19 protein-coding genes are annotated in these 17833 nt (G+C 47.2%); 2 read left to right on the top strand and 17 right to left on the bottom strand.

From position 1 onward, the window contains the following. Nucleotides 1-30 precede the first annotated feature (30 nt). Together LZG94_RS10865 and LZG94_RS10860 are read right to left on the bottom strand one after the other, a co-directional pair. On the bottom strand, nt 31-411 hold the full coding sequence (locus tag LZG94_RS10865) for a VOC family protein (protein WP_233791910.1): 381 nt from the start codon (nt 409-411) through the stop codon (nt 31-33). A gap of 38 nt (nt 412-449) precedes the next feature. Further along, a complete protein-coding gene (locus tag LZG94_RS10860) occupies nt 450-1778 on the bottom strand; it encodes an MFS transporter (RefSeq protein WP_233791909.1) in 1329 nt (442 codons plus the stop codon). A 198-nt stretch (nt 1779-1976) separates the two neighbouring features. Here LZG94_RS10860 and LZG94_RS10855 point away from each other — a divergent pair, with 198 nt between their 5' ends. Then, the gene (locus LZG94_RS10855; RefSeq protein ID WP_233791908.1) at nt 1977-3344 is read left to right on the top strand and encodes a peroxiredoxin; all 1368 of its coding nucleotides are present in this window, start codon (nt 1977-1979) and stop codon (nt 3342-3344) included. 16 nt (nt 3345-3360) lie between these two features. Here LZG94_RS10855 and LZG94_RS10850 read toward each other — a convergent pair whose 3' ends face one another. The 15 genes from LZG94_RS10850 to LZG94_RS10780 all read right to left on the bottom strand — a co-directional run bounded on the left by LZG94_RS10850 (nt 3361) and on the right by LZG94_RS10780 (nt 17271). Beyond that, nucleotides 3361-4020, bottom strand: a complete 660-nt coding sequence (locus LZG94_RS10850; protein ID WP_233791907.1) for a hypothetical protein — start codon at nt 4018-4020, stop codon at nt 3361-3363. A 165-nt stretch (nt 4021-4185) separates the two neighbouring features. Next, nucleotides 4186-4707: a DinB family protein gene (locus LZG94_RS10845; protein WP_233791906.1), complete on the bottom strand. Its 522-nt coding sequence runs from the start codon at nt 4705-4707 to the stop codon at nt 4186-4188. A 127-nt stretch (nt 4708-4834) separates the two neighbouring features. Next, nucleotides 4835-5776: an L-histidine N(alpha)-methyltransferase gene (locus LZG94_RS10840; protein ID WP_233791905.1), complete on the bottom strand. Its 942-nt coding sequence runs from the start codon at nt 5774-5776 to the stop codon at nt 4835-4837. A gap of 17 nt (nt 5777-5793) precedes the next feature. Continuing rightward, on the bottom strand, nt 5794-6951 hold the full coding sequence (gene egtB / locus LZG94_RS10835) for an ergothioneine biosynthesis protein EgtB (protein ID WP_233791904.1): 1158 nt from the start codon (nt 6949-6951) through the stop codon (nt 5794-5796). Further along, a complete protein-coding gene (locus LZG94_RS10830) occupies nt 6932-8509 on the bottom strand; it encodes an ABC transporter permease/substrate-binding protein (RefSeq protein WP_233791903.1) in 1578 nt (525 codons plus the stop codon). Before LZG94_RS10830 ends, egtB begins: the two co-directional genes overlap by 20 nt. Next, nucleotides 8506-9453: an ATP-binding cassette domain-containing protein gene (locus LZG94_RS10825; RefSeq protein ID WP_310589861.1), complete on the bottom strand. Its 948-nt coding sequence runs from the start codon at nt 9451-9453 to the stop codon at nt 8506-8508. The genes LZG94_RS10830 and LZG94_RS10825 overlap by 4 nt, the downstream gene beginning before the upstream one ends. An 89-nt stretch (nt 9454-9542) precedes the next feature. Further along, nucleotides 9543-10925: a mercuric reductase gene (locus LZG94_RS10820; protein WP_233791902.1), complete on the bottom strand. Its 1383-nt coding sequence runs from the start codon at nt 10923-10925 to the stop codon at nt 9543-9545. Between the two features lie 82 nt (nt 10926-11007). Next, nucleotides 11008-11937 (bottom strand): bifunctional riboflavin kinase/FAD synthetase, encoded by a 930-nt coding sequence (locus LZG94_RS10815; RefSeq protein WP_233791901.1) that lies wholly within the window; start codon nt 11935-11937, stop codon nt 11008-11010. After that, nucleotides 11934-12635, bottom strand: coding sequence for a tRNA pseudouridine(55) synthase TruB (gene truB, locus LZG94_RS10810; protein ID WP_233791900.1), 702 nt, complete (start codon nt 12633-12635; stop codon nt 11934-11936). Before truB ends, LZG94_RS10815 begins: the two co-directional genes overlap by 4 nt. A 35-nt stretch (nt 12636-12670) precedes the next feature. Continuing rightward, nucleotides 12671-13447: an undecaprenyl-diphosphate phosphatase gene (locus tag LZG94_RS10805; RefSeq protein ID WP_233791899.1), complete on the bottom strand. Its 777-nt coding sequence runs from the start codon at nt 13445-13447 to the stop codon at nt 12671-12673. Next, complete coding sequence (locus LZG94_RS10800) at nt 13444-13659, bottom strand: DUF3098 domain-containing protein (RefSeq protein WP_215233401.1); 216 nt, start codon at nt 13657-13659, stop codon at nt 13444-13446. Before LZG94_RS10800 ends, LZG94_RS10805 begins: the two co-directional genes overlap by 4 nt. Nucleotides 13660-13686: 27 nt before the next feature. After that, the gene (locus LZG94_RS10795; protein WP_233791898.1) at nt 13687-14565 is read right to left on the bottom strand and encodes an ABC transporter permease; all 879 of its coding nucleotides are present in this window, start codon (nt 14563-14565) and stop codon (nt 13687-13689) included. A 133-nt stretch (nt 14566-14698) separates the two neighbouring features. Next, the gene (locus LZG94_RS10790) at nt 14699-15292 is read right to left on the bottom strand and encodes a bifunctional nuclease family protein (protein WP_233791897.1); all 594 of its coding nucleotides are present in this window, start codon (nt 15290-15292) and stop codon (nt 14699-14701) included. 228 nt (nt 15293-15520) lie between these two features. Continuing rightward, nucleotides 15521-16495 carry an electron transfer flavoprotein subunit alpha/FixB family protein gene (locus LZG94_RS10785; RefSeq protein ID WP_233791896.1) on the bottom strand — a complete coding sequence of 325 codons (975 nt, stop codon included), beginning with the start codon at nt 16493-16495 and terminating at the stop codon, nt 15521-15523. Nucleotides 16496-16533: 38 nt separating this feature from the next. Then, complete coding sequence (locus tag LZG94_RS10780) at nt 16534-17271, bottom strand: electron transfer flavoprotein subunit beta/FixA family protein (protein WP_233791895.1); 738 nt, start codon at nt 17269-17271, stop codon at nt 16534-16536. A 92-nt stretch (nt 17272-17363) separates the two neighbouring features. Here LZG94_RS10780 and LZG94_RS10775 point away from each other — a divergent pair, with 92 nt between their 5' ends. Beyond that, nucleotides 17364-17690 (top strand): tetratricopeptide repeat protein, encoded by a 327-nt coding sequence (locus LZG94_RS10775; RefSeq protein WP_233791894.1) that lies wholly within the window; start codon nt 17364-17366, stop codon nt 17688-17690. The last annotated feature ends 143 nt before the right edge of the window (nt 17691-17833 follow it).

Raw genomic sequence — 17833 nt, 5'->3', positions numbered from 1 at the left:
GCGGCAAATTACATTTAATTCAGCGCAGGATTAAGACTCTTGAATGACAGAAAGGATATTTCCGGCAGGGTCCGTAAACCACGCGACGACTGGCCCTTCTCCCCGGGAGATATTATCTGCGTCCGTTTTGAGCCCCGGAAAATCATAGCTTTCGAATTTCGCACCCTTGCTCTTCAAATCTTCCACCGCTGCTTCAATATCTGGAACCAGGAAATTAAGTACCGTATAAGTTGCAGGAGTATGGTTTGGCTTTTCGTAGATCATAAAATGATTAGCCCCCGGCGCTGCAATGTCCAGCGTGCCCATTTCTGATTCTTGCACCTGCAAGCCAAGAACGTTTTCGTAAAATACCTTTGCCTCTTGCAGATTATTCACCGAAAATCCGCCGAATGCTTTTGTTGGTTGAAACATGATCCTGTTTTTTAGTTATTGATAAAATGAAATACATTTCAGGAACCCGGCACCGCCACTTTCTCGGCATCGGGCTCTGGTTTTACGTACACTTTTGAAAGTTCGTGGTAAGCGGCGGACTGCATTGCAAACAGCGTGACGATCAGCCCGATAATTCCTGTTACTATAAATAAAAGTCCCAGCCCGCGGTCCTGCCCGGTTCCAAACCACGGCCCGATCAGTTTTGCGCCGGCGCCAGTTGTCATAAAGGGTATAAATACAAATTTTGCAATCGGACCGATCATGAATGCAGTGACCGGAGAGGCGGCTTGCTCAATACTCTGCGCAAAACCAAAAACGCGACCCTGCCTTTCCGGCGGTATTACTTTTTGGAGTATCGTCTGCTCGGTCGCTTCCACGACTGGAATGAGACAGAGATAAACGAACATTCCGACAGTCAGCAACTCGATCGAAGCTTGTACAGGAAATATGATCGTGACAACCCACATGACGATATTGGCCAGGAAAAGGGTTTTTAGCGGCTTTTTACCCAAACCTTTTTTCGCAACCACCAGCCCGCCGACAATAAAGCCGAGGCTAAGCACCCCCCAGAGAATGCCCCACGTTTGCACGGATACCAGCGCCAGACCGTAAGCGTCCATCAGCGACATAAATACGCCGCCGAGGAAGTTGTTGAAGGTATTGAAAAATATCAGCCCAAACAGTCCTGGAACAAGCCCGACTACACGGATAGTACCTTTAATATCAACACTTTGCGTATGAGGTTCTGCATGTACGATCCCAGGTTCGTGAATATGGATGGTAAGCAAATGCAGGATTACAAGTATTGTCAATCCGATTGCGATGGCCAGCATCCAGAAAATTCCTAGAAAGCCGATCACAAGTCCGCTGAAAATGGAAGCGACCAGAAATGAAACGCCGTTTGCCGTACCTACCATCCCGTTCGCTTTGTCGCGCCCGTCTTCCGGAATCAGGATCGTTACTACCGTCGACAATGCGATGGAGCGGATATTGCCGGTGATCGCGCCAAAAAGTGTCAGGATAATAAACGCCCATAAATTAACGCTGGTGTCACTTTTAAAAACCTCGTCGGGTGTGCTGGCATAAATGATCATGGCCAGCACATACAGGATCAATGTCAAAACGCCGGACAGCATCATCGATGTTTTTTTCTTGTAGCGATCAACCACAGAGCCCAAAAAAAATCCTGAGAAAGCAACCGTTGCCAGGTAAACGCCCGCCATCACCGAAGTGGCGATGACAGATTTTGTTTCGAGATAAACCCAGAAAGTAACCGCGAACCACACGAAAGTATTGGTCAGGGAAGCGGCGAGAGAATTAACCAGAACAGCGTAAAACGTCTTCATATTACTTTATTTCAGTTATTTCTTGCTGATAATACAAAAGTAGTGCTTGACAGCTTGCGTGCGGGAGGCGGTACGGGACAAATTCAGGGGCAGACGTGACAGTTTTAAAGCGTCCACCCGGTTACATTCAAAAAAACAATCAGATTTTTTCTTAAATTTATTCAAATAGTTCTGTTTTAAATTAAACAAAACGTCTCCATGGATAAAATCCTGCTCCTGCTGATTTTACCAATTCTGCTTTGCTGTAAAAAGACCGCGGAAGAGGTAGGCTCGGTCATTGAAGTTCCTATCGAAATTGAAGATGGTTTCGGACCGTTTAGTGCTAATTTTTCCATATTCAACGCAGAATATACCGCTGATAATCCGGATGGAGCGGGCTGGATACCTACGTATCGCCCTGTGCGCGGCGTACCGAAGAAATGGGAAGGTGTGGTGAAAAGTATGATCTGGCTGGACGGTTATCAGCTTGTTTACCAAAATTTCCACGAGGGAAAGATAAATAAGGAAATGTATGAAAGCCTGCAAAAATCGTGGAACTGGGTTCCGGATGAAACCGCGTTATCGAAAAAGCCTCTCAAATGCTTTGTATATACGGTTAGAGGGAGGGATGAAACCGGCAAGATCGCCGTGATGGTCGACACGAACAATAATCTCGATTTTAGCGATGAAACCGCATTTTATCCCGAAAAAATTTATCTCAACGAAGGCAAATATGAGTGGGACTCGGTCCGGGTCTATAAAAAGGTCTTCATGGTGCAGCGGGAGCATGTATTGAGAGGAGAAGTAGTGAAAGACAGTATTCCAATGATTATTAAATATGCGCCAGACGATGAGAAATGGAAGCGTTTCTGGTATGCATTTCCCCGCTACGGAAAAGCCAGGTTCGACTGGAAAGGCAAGGAACACGAGATGGTGGTAAACAATTTTTTCACCCATGCAGGATTTGAAGAATCAAACATTTTTGTAGAAAAGGGCCTTGACCCAAAGAAAAGGCTGGCTGTTATGGACGGCGTTGAGAAGGGCGAACTGATCGAGGTAGGCGGCTTACTTGACAAAAGTAAATTCAGGAACCTGGGCGTCGATCCCCGCACAGGCTCCCTGCTATTGCAGGCAGAATCGGCGGACCTGGATGAATATTCCCTGCAAAAGGGCTACGCAATGCGGCCCTTCAAGGCGAAAGAATTTAAAACCGGCAAGGATATTGCCCTGGCTGATTTTCGGGGTAAATATGTATTCATTGATTTTTGGGGAACCTGGTGCGGGCCGTGCGTACAACAGCTGCCTGCGCTTCGCGAGATCTATAAGGAAACGAACAAAAACCAGGTACAGTTTATCGGGATAGTAAAGGATACAGAAGAGCGGCTTGATAAATATTTGACCAAAAACAACCTTGAATGGCCGCAAATCCTTTCTGACAGTGTCAACAAACTGATTGAAACTTATAAGATAACCGGTTATCCAACAACTATATTACTCGGCCCCGACGGTCGGGTTGTCGATAGGAACATTCACGGAGAAGCATTAAAAACCCGACTGAAAGCGATTTCAGCCGGGCCGGTACTATAATGCAAATATTGCCAGATCAGGGATCCATTCTTTTCGGGGCGCCCGGGGCCGCTGCTGGTGCAGCCGGAGTTGCCGATTGCGGCTGGGTTGATAGCTGCGAAGGGGATTTTTGCTGAGGCTGACCATTCATAGGAACCTGCTGCCCGGTTTGAGCAGGCTGCCGGTTTGGTGCTTGTTGTGTGTTAGTCTGAGCTCCGGGTACCGTAGTCGTATTCGTCTGAGTGGTCACGCTGGTCTCTGTGGTCTGCACGGGATAAGTGCCCGGCTGGCCGTTTTGAGCAGGTAACACTTGTCCGCCCTGTACTGTGATAGTCTGTTCCACCGGTGTAGTGGTCGTTGACTGATATCTTTCCGGAAATGTTCTTGGATCCTGGTTGGAATTTACCTTTGGAACTTGTCCCTCCGCGGTAATGTCTCCTCTGGAAGGTTCGAACCCTAAGTTTTGAACCTGAGGAGCTCCTGCCTGCCTCGGCAAATTCGCGGGAGATTGTCCTGCCGCCGCCGGCGCGATCTGGCCTGTCGGCTTGGGTTGATAGCCTGTATGTGCGCTACCTTGCTGGCCGCTGTACGCTTTCGGTACCTGGCCGGTAGGAGCGGGCCTGTTCTGGGCAAATCCTTGTGTTGTTACGGCGCCCAGCGCAATGCAAGTGACCGCAGCAATGTGTGTGAATTTCATTTTTTCTGGATTTAAATTGAAATGTGTCAGACTGTTACTGTCTGCGAAGTTACCTACTAAAATTATTCCAGAAAAATATCTGATCCTTAATATACCGGTATTGGCCGGAGAAATCAGATTTGCGCTTATCACAAACTGATTCCCCGGCCAATACCAGATGCCCTATTAGTAACGGTCCCAGAATGCCGGCGGCTCAATGCCCAGTGCACGCAGGTACACATATCCCTGTCCCCGGTGGTGAATCTCGTTATCGACCAGATACAAAAAAAGCGAATAGATGGGGCCCTCGTACATCCCGTAGGCGGTGTCGTGCTCGTGAAATCTTGCATCCGGAATTTGTGGCCAAACGTGGTCAATGTATTCCGTTACGAGGTCCCAAAGATCCAAAAGCTCCTTTTTAGTTGCTGGCGGGGGCGTTTGCGAATCCAGCTGCGGCTCTCCGAAAGCCCAGTCTCCAAATGCAACTCCCCGTATACCCGGCGCCGCTAGGCCGATCATTTCCATCGCCAGCTGAGCAAAAGGACGCATACCACCAATCGAAAAAGCATAGAGCTGTTCCTCAGGAAATGCTTCAATAACCTTGCGGCTGAGTTTACGATGGCCCTGCCAATGTTCCAATAATTCCGCGGGACTGATAACAGTTGCGCTAACTTCGGTGTCGGTGGCTTGAATGCTGTTCGTTTCCATGTCAAAGGTTGTTTTAGTTTTGATTACCTCACAAACTAAATGCAGCCTTATGACAGCAGTATGTCAGCAGGTTTTTGGAGTATTGAAAAAAAGAGAAAATACTTTCAAAACGCCTGAAATTCGTCGATTAAAATGTCCAGAGGCTGTCGGTAAAATAGTGTTTGCAATCCAGGAAATGCTCTACCACAGTAAAGCCATTTTTGGCAGCCACGTTTTCTATCTCCTTTAAAGTATATTTTTTGGAAAGCTCAGTCCAGATCAGTTCATTTCTCTCAAATGCATACGTACCAGCCGTTTCCTGAATAAAAACCTGCTGTGGCACAAGACTGACAAGGTAACTCCGGACCTCCCCATTCAGCGGATTATAATGGGAGTAGAAATCAAATTGATTCGCCTTAAAAGTACCGCCCAGCTCGCGGTTGATCCTGCTTAATAGGTTCATATTAAATGCTTTGGTGATCCCAGCCGGATCGTCGTAAGCGCAGCGTATTGTTGCAGGATTTTTTTGTAGATCAAAACCTGTCAGCAACTTATCTCCCGGCTTCATATTTTTCCGGAAGTCTGCCAGCAGTTTGTCAACATCTGCTGGCTCGTAGTTTCCTATATTTCCACCCAAAAATAAAAACAGGCAGGGAATGCCCGACCCAGACAGTTCCTCCATCATCGAAAAGTAGTTTCCGATTTTCGGTTCAATATGAAGTCCGGGCAAATGGAGCTGCATATTAACAACCAGCTCGTCAATCGCTTTTTTAGAAATATCAATCGGCACGTAGGAAAACTCAGCGCCTTTCTCGATCAGTGTTTTGAGCAGCTGTCTGGTTTTTACACCATCGCCCGCGCCAAATTCGACGACACTGAAAGGCTTATCAAAATCCAGCATTTTAAAAATCCCTTCTCCCTGCAAAGACAAAATCTCAAATTCGCAGGCAGTAGGGTAATATTCAGGCATTTTCATAATATCCTGAAAAATCCCGCTGCCAATATCGTCGTAAAAATATTTGGAAGAAATGTGCTTTAATGGGGCAGTTAGGCCAATATGTATATCTGTTGCAAATGAAGTGTCTGACATAAAATGGGTAAAGACGATTATTTAGCCAGCCTGATTCCGGTATACTGCCAGCGTTCAGGGGCGTGAAAAAAGTTGCGGTAGGTCCTGCGCGCGTGGTTTGGTGATGTGGCTACGGAAGCGCCGCGCAATACCATTTGGTTGATCATAAACTTCCCGTTATACTCACCGACAGCGCCGGGTGCCTTGGAAAATCCGGGGTAGGGAAGGTAGGCGCTATTGGTCCATTCCCACCGCTGGCCCCAGTCGAGATTGACAGAAGCGATCTCCCACTCGAATTCTGTCGGCAGCCGCATTTGTTTCCATTGTGCGAATGCAGCGGCTTCGTAATAGCTTACGTGACCTAGTATTGCATCAGGATCTACTTTTTGCAGCCCGGCCAGCGTATAATAATGCCACTCACCTTTGACCTTGTGCCAGTACATGGGGGACTGAATACCATTTTCATTTACCCACGACCAGCCTTCATCCAGCCAAAGGTTGAAATCCGAGTATCCGCCGGCATTCATAAATTCAATATATTCCCCGTTTGTGACCAGGGATTTGCTGATCTCGAATTCGTGCAGAAAAACCTTGTGTCTGCCCAGTTCATTGTCAAAACAGAATCCGTCGCCTGCAAAACCGATATCATAAACCCCCTCACTGATTTTCAAAAAGCCAGTGTCCGTGTTTTTGCCCGAAAGCAAATTGTGGTTCTCTTTGTAAACGGGGAAAAGCGGATTGTGGCCAAGAATGTATTTAATATCCGTAACCAGTAATTCCTGATGCTGCTGCTCGTGGTGCAAGCCTAGCGTCACCAGCAACAAAGTGTGTTCGTCCTGCTCCGATTCGAGTAACTCAACCATACAACGGTCCACATGCTGGCGGTAGGCGTAAACAGCCTTGGTAGTCGGTCGGGTCACATTTCCCCGGTCGGTGCGCAGTGTTCGCTCGCCGATATTGTTGTAATAGCTGTTAAAAAGGTAGTTGAAATCGGGATCGTATTCCTGGTAGCCGGGTTTGAATTGCTTCAATATAAATGTCTCAAAAAACCAGGTTGAATGCGCCAGGTGCCATTTCGGGGGACTTACGAACGGGACGGGCTGGGGAATGTAATCTTCTGTTTCGAGCGGGGCGCAGAGGTCTTCGCTGTATTTTCTGACACTTTGGTAATCGTCCCTAATGCGGTGGTTGGTCATTAGCCAGATAATTTTTTAAATCGGTAATGGTATTGATATGCAATGATTGTGCCTGCTCTTTCCGCATCATCAGCGCGTACGCATTATTGAAGCCGATCGGTTTCAGCCATTGCATCCGGTATTCTTTTTCAAACTCTTTTTGTACAAAAGCAAAAGCTTTTTCCGGGTCGCTGCTCACTTCCTGAATTTGCCTTGGCGTAGGTTTCAGGATCACCAGCAGGCCGGTACCGGTATATTCTGGGTACATATCAATTTCATTATTAGCCAATGCATCAAAGCAGATTTTTGTTCCGCCAAGTCCTGTCCGGCTCACGGTTTTAAGCTCCGTATTTCCCTCGATCAATATTTTATACATACTGATCAGGATATATTGTTCTGCAAAAATCTTCGATCCCAGCCTGACCTGACCCTTATTTCCATTTCGCGGCTCTTTGAAAAGTCCCCTGGAACGCAGAAAATCCGTAGCCACTTTTTCCGGCGACGCTTTCAGATAGTCAACTTTGTAGTTCAATTCTGTCATCACCGAATCGGTGATCTGTCCTGCCAGCTGGTCAATGGCCGGTTGCAGTTCGAGATATTTTTCCAGTATTTCCTTGCGGATCAACGGAGAAGCGTAATAGGGTGGGAAAATGTGCTGATCGTCTTCGAGCGTGATGAGGTCGTACGCTTTCAGCCGGCCGTCGGTACTGTACCCGCTGATCACGTCGAGTTTTTTCTCAAATGCAGCCTTGTACATGACCGCATCGCTGATCACCACGGTCGGGATATTCAGCTTATACTTTGATTTTAAACCCAGGTAACCGTCTTCACGCCCCATAAACTCCGGTGTAAAGCCGCCGAGGAGCTTAACCTCGGCAATTGGAATGAGATAAAATCCTGAAAGTGTGAGCATTAATACCGGCATTACCACCAGTACCAGCCTGGCTTTGCGCGTGTTTATTTTTTGAACTAATGCGAGCAGCTGATCGATCAGAATGGCCAGTAATGCAGCCGGAATAGCGCCCGCGAGTATCATATTGGTATTGTTGAGAGCAATTCCACCGAAGATAAATTCCCCCAGTCCGCCCGCTGCAATGTAGGCAGCCAAGGTAGCTACACCCACATTGATCACAGCCGCCGTTCGAACCCCGGCAAGGATCACCGGCAATGCGAGCGGCAATTCTACGCCAAAAAGTACCTGCCAGTAGTTCATTCCCAATGCACGCGCTGCCTCGGTAACAGCCGGATCGACCTGGCGAATCCCTGTATACGTATTTCGGATAATAGGCAAAAGTGCGTAAAGGAACAAAGCTGTGATCGCAGGGAGCGAGCCAATGCCCAAAGCGGGAATTAAAAAACCCAGCAGCGCAATGCTGGGGATCGTTTGCAATACACCCGCAATGCCGAGTACAGCCCAGGCAAGTCTGTCTTTCCGGGCGATCCATATGCCCAGCGGCAGCCCGATCATGACCGCGATTACAAGCGAAACGCAGGTCAGCCCGACGTGCGCCACCGTCTGGCTCCACAGCTTGTCAGACTGCTGCACCACGAATTCCCAGAGACTTTGCTGCCCGGTCATCTAATGTTTTTATAGTTATTAAATGACTGAAATATAATTGATTGGCTCACTGATCGTATCTCGTTTTCTCTCTTTACCGACAATTCATTTCGGCCCGCACCAAGTTGCTGCATTCCTTCCCACAAACTCAGATTTGCCGAAACCGCGCCGCTGCCAGTCACTTCCCCCGCAGGCAAACTGTCCCAGATATCATGAAATGTAAATGCATTGAGTTCGAGAAACAGGCGCTGGTGATCGAAAAACGAACTGACGAAGCTGTTGGCGGGATTAAAAAGCAACTGTCGGGCAGTACCGGATTGGACTATCTTACCTTTATCCATTACCGCAATATGGTCGCCCAGCTCAAATGCTTCCTGCACATCGTGCGTCACGAGCACGATCGTTTTGCGCTTTAACTCGGGTAATTCGCGGAATTCCTGACGCAGATTGGCACGGGTTACCGGATCGAGCGCGCCAAAAGGTTCGTCCATTAATAGCACCGGTGGGTTGGCAATCAACGCCCTAGCCACTGCAACTCGCTGTTTTTGTCCGCCGCTTAATTCATCGGGATATTTGGAAGCGAATTCACGGACCGGCAACCGCAACTGTTCGAGCAGCCTGTCGGTGTGCCGGGTAATTTCGGATTGTTCCCATTTCAGCAGTTTGGGCACAATACCTATATTTTCACGTACTGTAAAATGCGGAAAAAGTCCGTTGTTCTGAGAAACGTAGCCGATTGTCCGCCGGAGTTGTTCGGGATTTTCAGTGAATATATTCTTACCGTCGATTTCAATAGTCCCCGAACTCGCCTCGATCAGGCGGTTGACCATTTTCAAGGTCGTCGTTTTTCCGCAGCCGCTGGTACCAAGCAGTACCAGTGTTTCTCCTTCTTTTACCTCAAAAGAAATATCCCTGACCGCCTCAACATCTCCATACTGCTTGCTAATGTGGCTTGCCCGGATCATATTTTTTGTAAAAACGGTTCTCTTAAAAATGGTAAAATTGGTTATTCAAGAAGCGAAAAAATGCTCGTTTTTACCATTACATGAGCGTTTTATTGGGGCTTCGACATGAACAGGTTATTCAAAGACTCGGCATAAGTTGGGTGGGCGAATATACCGTCACGCAGCTTGTCGAAAGTAATCCCGCCCATCATTGCGAGTTCCAAAATCGTCACCACTTCGCCGCCCTGTTCGGCCAGTACGGCCGCACCAAGTATTTTACCTGATTTTTTGTCGACGACCGCTTTCATCATTCCCCGGGTGTCACCCGTCTCGATCGATCGCGCGACGCTGTCGTTCTTGATTCTGTAAACGTCGATTTCCAACCCTTCTTCGCGTGCGTCCTGTTCGGTCATGCCGATACGTCCCAGCTGCGGGTCGATAAACATACAGTAAGGTTGCTGGCGACCTGTTATTGTACTTTGCTTCTTGTCAATCACATTAGCGGCAACTATGCGGTAATCGTCATAGGAAATATGTGTGAAGGCCATTCCGCCTTTTACATCGCCCAATGCGTAGATTCCATTGGCGGAAGTTTCAAGCGAATCATTTACCACAATGAAACCTTTATCATCCAATTCGACGCCGGCTACATCCAGGGATAATCTATCGGTGTTAGGTTTTCTTCCTGTCGCAATTAAAACATGCGAATACTCGAAAGAATGCTCCTGAGCTTGTTTTTTAATTGTTGCCTCAATTTTCTCTCCTTTTCGTGAAAAGGCAGTTACCTCCGAATTTGTGAGGGCTTCAATACTCTCCTCAGCTAAAATCTTGGTGATCTGTGCTGCGATATCTTCATCTTCATGCTTCATAATTCGCCCGGAAGGTTCTATAATAGTTACCTTCGAGCCAAAACGACTAAACATTTGCCCGAATTCCAAACCGATATAGCCGCTGCCCAAAATCAGTAAATGTTCGGGAATATGGTCAATATCCAGAATGCTGGTTGAGGTCAGATAATCGATTTCTTGTATCCCGGGGATATCCGGAATAGCCGGACTCAGGCCGGTATTGATGAATATAAGCTCGCCGCTGATTACTTCGCTGCCTCCGTCGTTGAGGGAAATCGTGATCTCTTTTTCACCCGAAAAATGTGCGTCACCATATATCACTTCCAAATTTTCCGTTCCCTCAAAACCTTTTTCTAAACTTCCCCGCATGCTTTTGACAATCTCATCTTTCCGATCGCGGATGGTTTTGAAGTCAATCTTGATATCACTTGCAGAAACCCCCAGCTTGCTGCTATTGCGCGCTACCCAGGCCGCTTTGGCGGATGATATCATCGCTTTGGTCGGGGAACAGCCGTCGTTTACGCAGGTACCACCTGCAAATCGTCTTTCAATAAGTGCCGTTTTCTTACCCGATTGTGCCAATTTTCTAGATAGGGGAGTTCCTGCCTGGCCGGAGCCGATCACAACTGCGTCGTAGTGCTTCATAGATCTGGGTTTTCTTTTACACTAAAAACAATAAAAGCGTGCCGTTACGACGCGCTTTCATGCAATCTAATATAAATAACGACTAGCTGGCGAAATAGGCCGCTGTACTTTCCCTGTCTATTTTAATCTGCTTCACCAGTAAATCCAGCCCGTCGAATTTCTGTTCGGGTCGAAGGTAATGCAACAGTTCCAGCGTCAGGTCTTCGCCGTAGATCTCTTTGTCAAAATCAAATAAATGTGCTTCAATGGTTCGTATGGTACCATCTACTGTGGGGCGCACGCCAATATTGAGCATTCCTTTGTAGCGGCTGCCCTGGTGCGTCGCGTAAATCACATATACGCCATTCATCGGTACCAGCTTGTAAGATTCGTGCAGAAACAGATTGGCAGTAGGAAAGCCGATCGTGCGGCCCAACTGTTTTCCTTTTACAACAGTTCCTGATAAAGTATAAGGGCGGCCCAGCAGGCCATTTGCCTCTTCAATATGCCCGGTCACCAATGCTTTCCGAATGCGGGAGGAGCTGATCGCGGTGTCTTCAATATCTTCCCGGGGAATCTCTTCGACCTCAAAACCGTAGTTTGCGCAGTTCTTTTGCAAAAATTCGAAACTGCCTTCGCGGTTCCTTCCAAACCGGTGGTCATAACCGATTACCAGCTTTTTTGTACCAATCCTGTCCACGAGTATTTGTTGAATAAATTCGTCGGAAGACAGTTCGGAAAAGGCTCGGGTAAAAGGGATTATCAATAAGTGGTGAATGCCCAGCTTTGCAAACAACTCGATTTTCTCATCGATCGTCGACAGCATTTGGAGTCCCTGACTATCTTCGGAAACTACGGTCCGGGGGTGTGGCCAGAAGGTCAGTACCACCGATTCGCCACCGGATTGCCTGCTGATTTCCAGCAATCGTGAAAGTATTTTATGATGTCCAAGGTGCACGCCATCGAAGGTGCCGCTTGTTACTACGCCATATTCCAGTTTGGAAAAGGAATCCAGGCTGTGATAAATTTTCATTCGTCCACTTCTAAGTTCAGTGCGACCCGTTTCTGATGAATGAAATCGGTGAGGCTCCATGCATTTTTAAGTTCGAATGCGCCTATTCTCGTTCTGCACAATGCACTCAGATAGGCGCCGCTTCCGGCCAGTTCACCGAAATCACGAACCATACTGCGAATATAAGTTCCTTTTGAACAAATGATTCTAAAATCGATTTCAGGAAAGCGGGCTGCGTCGATTTTGAAAAGTGAGACTTCAACATTGCGCTTTTTGATCTCAGCCACCTCACCGCGACGCGCTTTTTTGTAAAGCCGCTCGCCATCTACACGAACTGCGGAGTAAATAGGAGGTACCTGCTCAATATGCCCTGTCAATTGAATGCGGGCACTTTCAAGAACTTCCGGTGTAATATGGTCGGTTGGATATTCGGCGTCAAATTCAGTTTCCCGGTCTACGGAAGGGGTGGTTTTTCCCAGGACAAAAGTGCCGGTATATTCTTTTTCCTGCGCCTGGTAAGTGTCAATCTGCTTCGTTTTTTTGCCGGTGCACAAGATCAGCAAACCTGTGGCAAGTGGGTCAAGTGTGCCTGCGTGACCTATTTTTTTGAATTTACAGGCTCTTTTCAGTTTGTTGGCAACGTCAAACGAAGTCCAGGTCAAAGGTTTGTCAATCAAAATGACTTCTCCTTCGTCCGGAATATTGGGATCACTTTGCAAAGTAAAATGGAGTGTTAATGAGATGAAAGGCGAGGCTAAACTACATCAAGCTTATAACCAGACGCCAGCAGGCCCAGCAATATCAGGCCCAGAATAATGCGGTAGTAGCCGAAAACTTTGAAACCATATTTTGTTAAAAAGCTGATAAAGAACTTGATCGCAAGCATTGCCACCACAAACGCGACCAGGTTACCGATCAATAGCGTTTGAATATCCTCTGCTTTGATGGTATCGTAGGTTTTCAACAGCTTATATCCGCCCGCCGCAGCCATAGTAGGAACAGCGAGGAAGAATGAAAACTCGGCCGCCTGCTTTCTCGAAAGCCCCTGCAACATACCTCCGATAATGGTGGAAGCGGAGCGGGAAACGCCCGGGATCATCGCTATACACTGGAAAAAACCGATTTTTAGTGCAGTCCAGTAAGTGACCGGTTTCTCGCGCGTATCATTTGCGATCCGGTCAATGAATATCAGGATAATACCACCTACGAGTAGGGAGACTGCAACTACGACCACGTTTTCGAGGAGCGCGTCGATAAAATCGTTTACCAGGAAACCGATCACGGCAGCCGGAAGAAAGGCTACGAATAGTTTGAAATAAAAATCAGCAGTTTGGAAAAAGCGTTTCCAGTAGAGTACAAGCACTGATAGAATTGCGCCGAACTGGATATTGACCGTGAACATTTTGGTGAATTCCAGGTGACTGATCCCCATGAAAGAGGAGGCGATGATCATGTGCCCGGTGGAGGAAACGGGTAGAAATTCTGTTATTCCTTCAACAATAGCTAAAATAATGGCCTGCCAAATACTCATGAATCAGATGGTTTACGTAAGATCGCCCAGAACTCTATAACAAAGCCGATGATCGTCACGATCGGGCCCAATGTCAGTCCCAGGAAGCCGAAACCAAATTCCGTCGAGTCAAAACTCATGATCAGGAAGCCTGCAAGTATTACGGCAATTCCTGTGAGCATCATCACATAATTGGAAGAAGCGAAAGGCAATTCACTTTTTTTGCTGTTCATAACGGTATCTTTTTGTCTTTGTTATTATCAATATAAATCGTCCAGCGCCATGCGAAGGTAGCGTGCAAGTGACTGGTAAGTACTTGACACCCCAATCAATACGCCGAGTGAAAGTACCACTGCTACCAGAATAACGATTTTGTCGTATTCTTGCAACATCGCCAGTCCCTCCACATTTCTCACTGCAACCTGCTGCAATCCAATCAGCATCAAACCTGCTAAAACACCGCCAACCAGCCCCTGCACAGCGCCGCGAACTACGTAAGGCCGCTGGATAAATCCGTTGGTGGCGCCTACCAGCTGCATACTGCGGATCAGGAAACGTTGGGAATAAATGGCGAGCTTAATGGTATTGTTGACGAGCAACACAATGATTATCAACATGATCAGTGCAAAGCTGGCCAGCACCACATATATTTTCGTGACGTTCCGGTTGATATTGTCTGCCAGATCTTCCTGGTAAACAACCTCGTACACGCCGCCGATTTTTTCAAGGTCTTTTTTGATCTGCGATAATTTCGCTTCTTCAAAATAATCCTCGTGGATCTTCACGCGTAAGCTGTTTCGAAGCGGATTTTCACCCAAAAAAGTAGCAAAATCTTCCTTGGTACCTTCTATAAATTCCTTCGCGGCTTCTTCTTTGGATACGTAAACGATCGGTTTTACATCAGGCGCATTCAGCACGAAAGGTTTTACTTTCACTACATTCAAAATCGAATCTTCTCCCGCTTTGGTCAGCTCTTTGTCAAGGAAAATGCGGACTTCGATGTTCTGACGGATAATGGAAACCAGTTTTTTAGATTGGATAACAAGAAGTCCGCAAAATCCGATGAGGAAAAGGGCAGCCGTGAGGCTCATCACGATCATCGCATTCGGGTAACTTCCAATCTTCTTCTTTTTAGGCATATCGGCTCTGGATTTCGCTTATTTTAGATGGGATCTATCAGAAACGGACAGTGGCAAAAGTAAGGATTTAATATTCAAAAGAGCCTGATCCGACTGTACGCTTAACTATTTTTAACTTTCTGCTGTGGGAGGCTCAGTTCCTCCGGCCCATTTCGTCGCGGATTTTCGCAGCTTTTTCGTAGTCTTCTTTGGAAAGTGCCTCGTCGAGCATTCGCTGCAACTCGTCGAGCGACAAATCGCGGATTACGTCTCTCGATCCGGTTGCCTTTATGGTCTCTTTTATAGCATCTTCATCCTCGTCTTCCTCATCTGTCAGCGAGCTTGAAACAATGCCGGCTTCGGATAGAATCGCTTCGTAAGTGAAGATAGGAATGTCGAAACGGAGGCCGATCGCAATGGCGTCAGAAGGCCTGGCGTCGATTTCAACTTCCCGTAAGCTGTCTGTACAGATGATCTTGGCGTAGAAAATGCCTTCTTTCAGATCAGAAATGACGATTTCTTTGAGCGTATAATTCATCCCATCGGCAAATGACTTGAACAAGTCGTGCGTCATCGGGCGGTTTGGGACTATATTTTCTATCTGCACAGCGATCGCCTGGGCCTCGAAAACTCCAATGATAATAGGCAGGCGACGGTTGCCCAATTCCTCTCCAAGTACGAGAGCGAAAGAGCCGGCCTGTGATTGGCTCGGGGAAAGACCCAGAATTTCTAACTTGATTTTTTTCACGTTAAAACTAAATGCGCAAGAATGATAAACAGTTGGTGAATTACTTCTGGGCGGAAATTTCATGCAAAAATAAATAACCCGTGCTGCATAAAAAAATCATGCACGGGTTAAGAACGGGTTACAAACGGCCTCGCCGGAAATATCAGCGGGTAATGGTCTGATTTCTAACGTATTTTAAATGTTTTATTTCATCAAATATTCCATTTCGTTTGAAAATCAATAGAAATGCTACTTAATAGCCTTCGCCGCTTCCGTCAGCTTCGGCAGAATTTCAAAAACGTCGCCCACTATTCCATAGTCCGCCGCTTTGAAAAACGGAGCTTCCGGATCTTTGTTGATCACCACAATACATTTGGAACCGTTGACCCCGGCCAGGTGCTGAATAGCGCCGGAGATACCGCAGGCGATATAAAGGTTTGGCGCTACTTTGATGCCCGTTTGGCCAATGTGCTCGTGGTGAGGCCGCCAGTCAAGATCAGAAACGGGCTTGGAGCAGCCCGTGGCCGCGCCAAGTGCATTCGCCAGATCGACCAGCGGCTGCCAGTTTTCCGGTCCCTTCATGCCGCGACCACCTGAAACGATCACCTGCGCCTCGGTAAGTGAAACTTCGCCGCTCGCTTTCTCGACTTCTACCACAGTGGCCTGAAAATCAGCGTCCCGGAGTTGGGGACTAAACGTCTCAACCGTCGCTTTTACAGTACCTACCGACGATTCATCCAGTTCAATTGCGTTCTTTTTTACAACCAGGATTTTGATATCTGATTTAATCTCAACCGTCGAAAATGCTTTCCCGGTGAAAATACTTCTCGTAACCTGGAATCCGCCTTCTGTTTCCGGCAATGCAGTTACACCCGACACAATCCCTGCTTTCAACTTAGCCGCTGCGCGCGCCGCCATCGCATCGCCCAGGCCCGACTTTGGCAATATGATGATCTTGCTTTGGGTAGATTCGGCGGCCTGCACGAGAATATCAGCATACGCCATACTATTTTCGTGAGAAAGCTTTTCGTCAGACGCGTGCAACACCTTTTCTGCTCCGAAATCGCCTGCTTTTTCCAGCTCGTCACTATGGGATTTTCCAATAGCCAGCACAATAGCCTGTCCGCCCGTTTGGGCAGCGACTTTGGCTCCATAAGCGACTGTTTCCAGTGATGTTTTTTTGATCGAACCGTTGTCCAGTTCTATATATATCAATACTGACATGATTTCTAAATTTAATGGTCAATGGTTTGAAAGGAAGGTTAAAGCACTTTCGCCTCCGTTTGCAAAAGCCGGATCAGCGTTCCCGCTTCGCTGGCAGGGATCATCTTGCAGGCGCCTTTCGGGGCCGGCAGTGAATAGTGCTGAGGCTCCGTCATTTCTTCCACCGAGACCGGTTCTACTACTTTTAGCGGTTTGGTTCTTGCTGTCATAATACCCCGCATATTCGGGATCTTCCATTCAGCGATCGGCTCCTGACAACCCAGAACAAGTGGCAAATTCGCTGTAAGTATCTCTTTTCCACCGTCGATTTCCCGCGCGATCGTTACAGTGTTTCCTGAAGTGTCCAGTTTCATAACAGGCGAATACGAGCTGATTCCCAGCATTTCGGCCACCAATCCGTGAACCACGCCGCTGTTATAATCGATCGATTCCCGGCCCATTAATATCAGGTCGTAGTTTTCCTGCCTGGCGATATTCGCGATCTGAACTGCCGTAAAGTAAGAATCCAGCGGCTCTGCATTAACCCTAATTGCGTCATCTGCTCCGATGGCCAATGCTTTACGAATCTGCGGCTCAGCGTCGGCTTCCCCGACGTGCAGTACGGTGAGCGTGCCACCGGTTTGCTCTTTCAGCTCAACGCCGCGCGCCAGTGCGTAATCGTCGTAAGGCCCGATGATAAACTGCACACCGTTTTTGTTCAGCCTTGTATCGTTATCTGTGAATGTTATTTTAGAAGTAGTATCCGGTACATTCGTAATACAAACGAGAATTTTCATGAGTATTTGGTTACCTGTATTAAGTTTGTGACAAAAGCTTCGGCGGGCAAATTAAAAGAAATCAAAATAGTATGCAAGCATAATACTTTACAATGAGCGACACCTTACTAGCCAATTTACTGACGTTTTACGAAGAAGATCCGAACGATCCCTTCAATATATATGCACTTGCGATCGAGTACTCGAAATCGGATAGCACGCAGGCTTCCCGATTTTTCGATATTTTGTTATCGGAGCATCCTGAGTACCTTCCGACCTATTACCACGCAGGCGCATTTTTTGCTGAAATGGAACAGTCCGAAAAAGCTGAGGAAATTTATCAAAAGGGTGTGGAACTGGCGCGTAAGCAGGGGAATATAAAAGCCCTGTCTGAGCTGCAGAGAGCCTATAATAATTTTCTGGACGAGTTGGACGACTGACTTTATTTGCAGTGAAATTTGGATCAGAGGGCCAAAAATCCGTATATTAGCACCTAGTTCTATATTTTGCCAGCTATCTTACGGCATTTATAAAATCTTCCTCATCACAATTTAGCCCGATTTTTTACAAACCTTTCCTTGTT

It is taken from the genome of Dyadobacter sp. CY343, from assembly GCF_021390335.1.
Lineage (GTDB): Bacteria > Bacteroidota > Bacteroidia > Cytophagales > Spirosomataceae > Dyadobacter.
This window is presented reverse-complemented; position numbering and strand designations above follow the sequence as displayed.

Bases quoted from the DNA above. Each gene is read 5' to 3' on its own strand.
- LZG94_RS10805 (WP_233791899.1), bottom strand. From the start codon at position 13,447: ATGAGTATTTGGCAGGCCATTATTTTAGCTATTGTTGAAGGAATAACA.
- LZG94_RS10815 (WP_233791901.1), bottom strand. From the start codon at position 11,937: ATGAAAATTTATCACAGCCTGGATTCCTTTTCCAAACTGGAATATGGC.
- LZG94_RS10795 (WP_233791898.1), bottom strand. From the start codon at position 14,565: ATGCCTAAAAAGAAGAAGATTGGAAGTTACCCGAATGCGATGATCGTG.
- LZG94_RS10780 (WP_233791895.1), bottom strand. From the start codon at position 17,271: ATGAAAATTCTCGTTTGTATTACGAATGTACCGGATACTACTTCTAAA.
- LZG94_RS10860 (WP_233791909.1), bottom strand. From the start codon at position 1,778: ATGAAGACGTTTTACGCTGTTCTGGTTAATTCTCTCGCCGCTTCCCTG.
- LZG94_RS10800 (WP_215233401.1), bottom strand. From the start codon at position 13,659: ATGAACAGCAAAAAAAGTGAATTGCCTTTCGCTTCTTCCAATTATGTG.
- LZG94_RS10845 (WP_233791906.1), bottom strand. From the start codon at position 4,707: ATGGAAACGAACAGCATTCAAGCCACCGACACCGAAGTTAGCGCAACT.
- LZG94_RS10850 (WP_233791907.1), bottom strand. From the start codon at position 4,020: ATGAAATTCACACACATTGCTGCGGTCACTTGCATTGCGCTGGGCGCC.
- LZG94_RS10820 (WP_233791902.1), bottom strand. From the start codon at position 10,925: ATGAAGCACTACGACGCAGTTGTGATCGGCTCCGGCCAGGCAGGAACT.
- LZG94_RS10785 (WP_233791896.1), bottom strand. From the start codon at position 16,495: ATGTCAGTATTGATATATATAGAACTGGACAACGGTTCGATCAAAAAA.
- LZG94_RS10775 (WP_233791894.1), top strand. From the start codon at position 17,364: ATGAGCGACACCTTACTAGCCAATTTACTGACGTTTTACGAAGAAGAT.
- LZG94_RS10855 (WP_233791908.1), top strand. From the start codon at position 1,977: ATGGATAAAATCCTGCTCCTGCTGATTTTACCAATTCTGCTTTGCTGT.
- LZG94_RS10825 (WP_310589861.1), bottom strand. From the start codon at position 9,453: ATGATCCGGGCAAGCCACATTAGCAAGCAGTATGGAGATGTTGAGGCG.
- LZG94_RS10865 (WP_233791910.1), bottom strand. From the start codon at position 411: ATGTTTCAACCAACAAAAGCATTCGGCGGATTTTCGGTGAATAATCTG.
- egtB (WP_233791904.1), bottom strand. From the start codon at position 6,951: ATGACCAACCACCGCATTAGGGACGATTACCAAAGTGTCAGAAAATAC.
- LZG94_RS10830 (WP_233791903.1), bottom strand. From the start codon at position 8,509: ATGACCGGGCAGCAAAGTCTCTGGGAATTCGTGGTGCAGCAGTCTGAC.
- LZG94_RS10840 (WP_233791905.1), bottom strand. From the start codon at position 5,776: ATGTCAGACACTTCATTTGCAACAGATATACATATTGGCCTAACTGCC.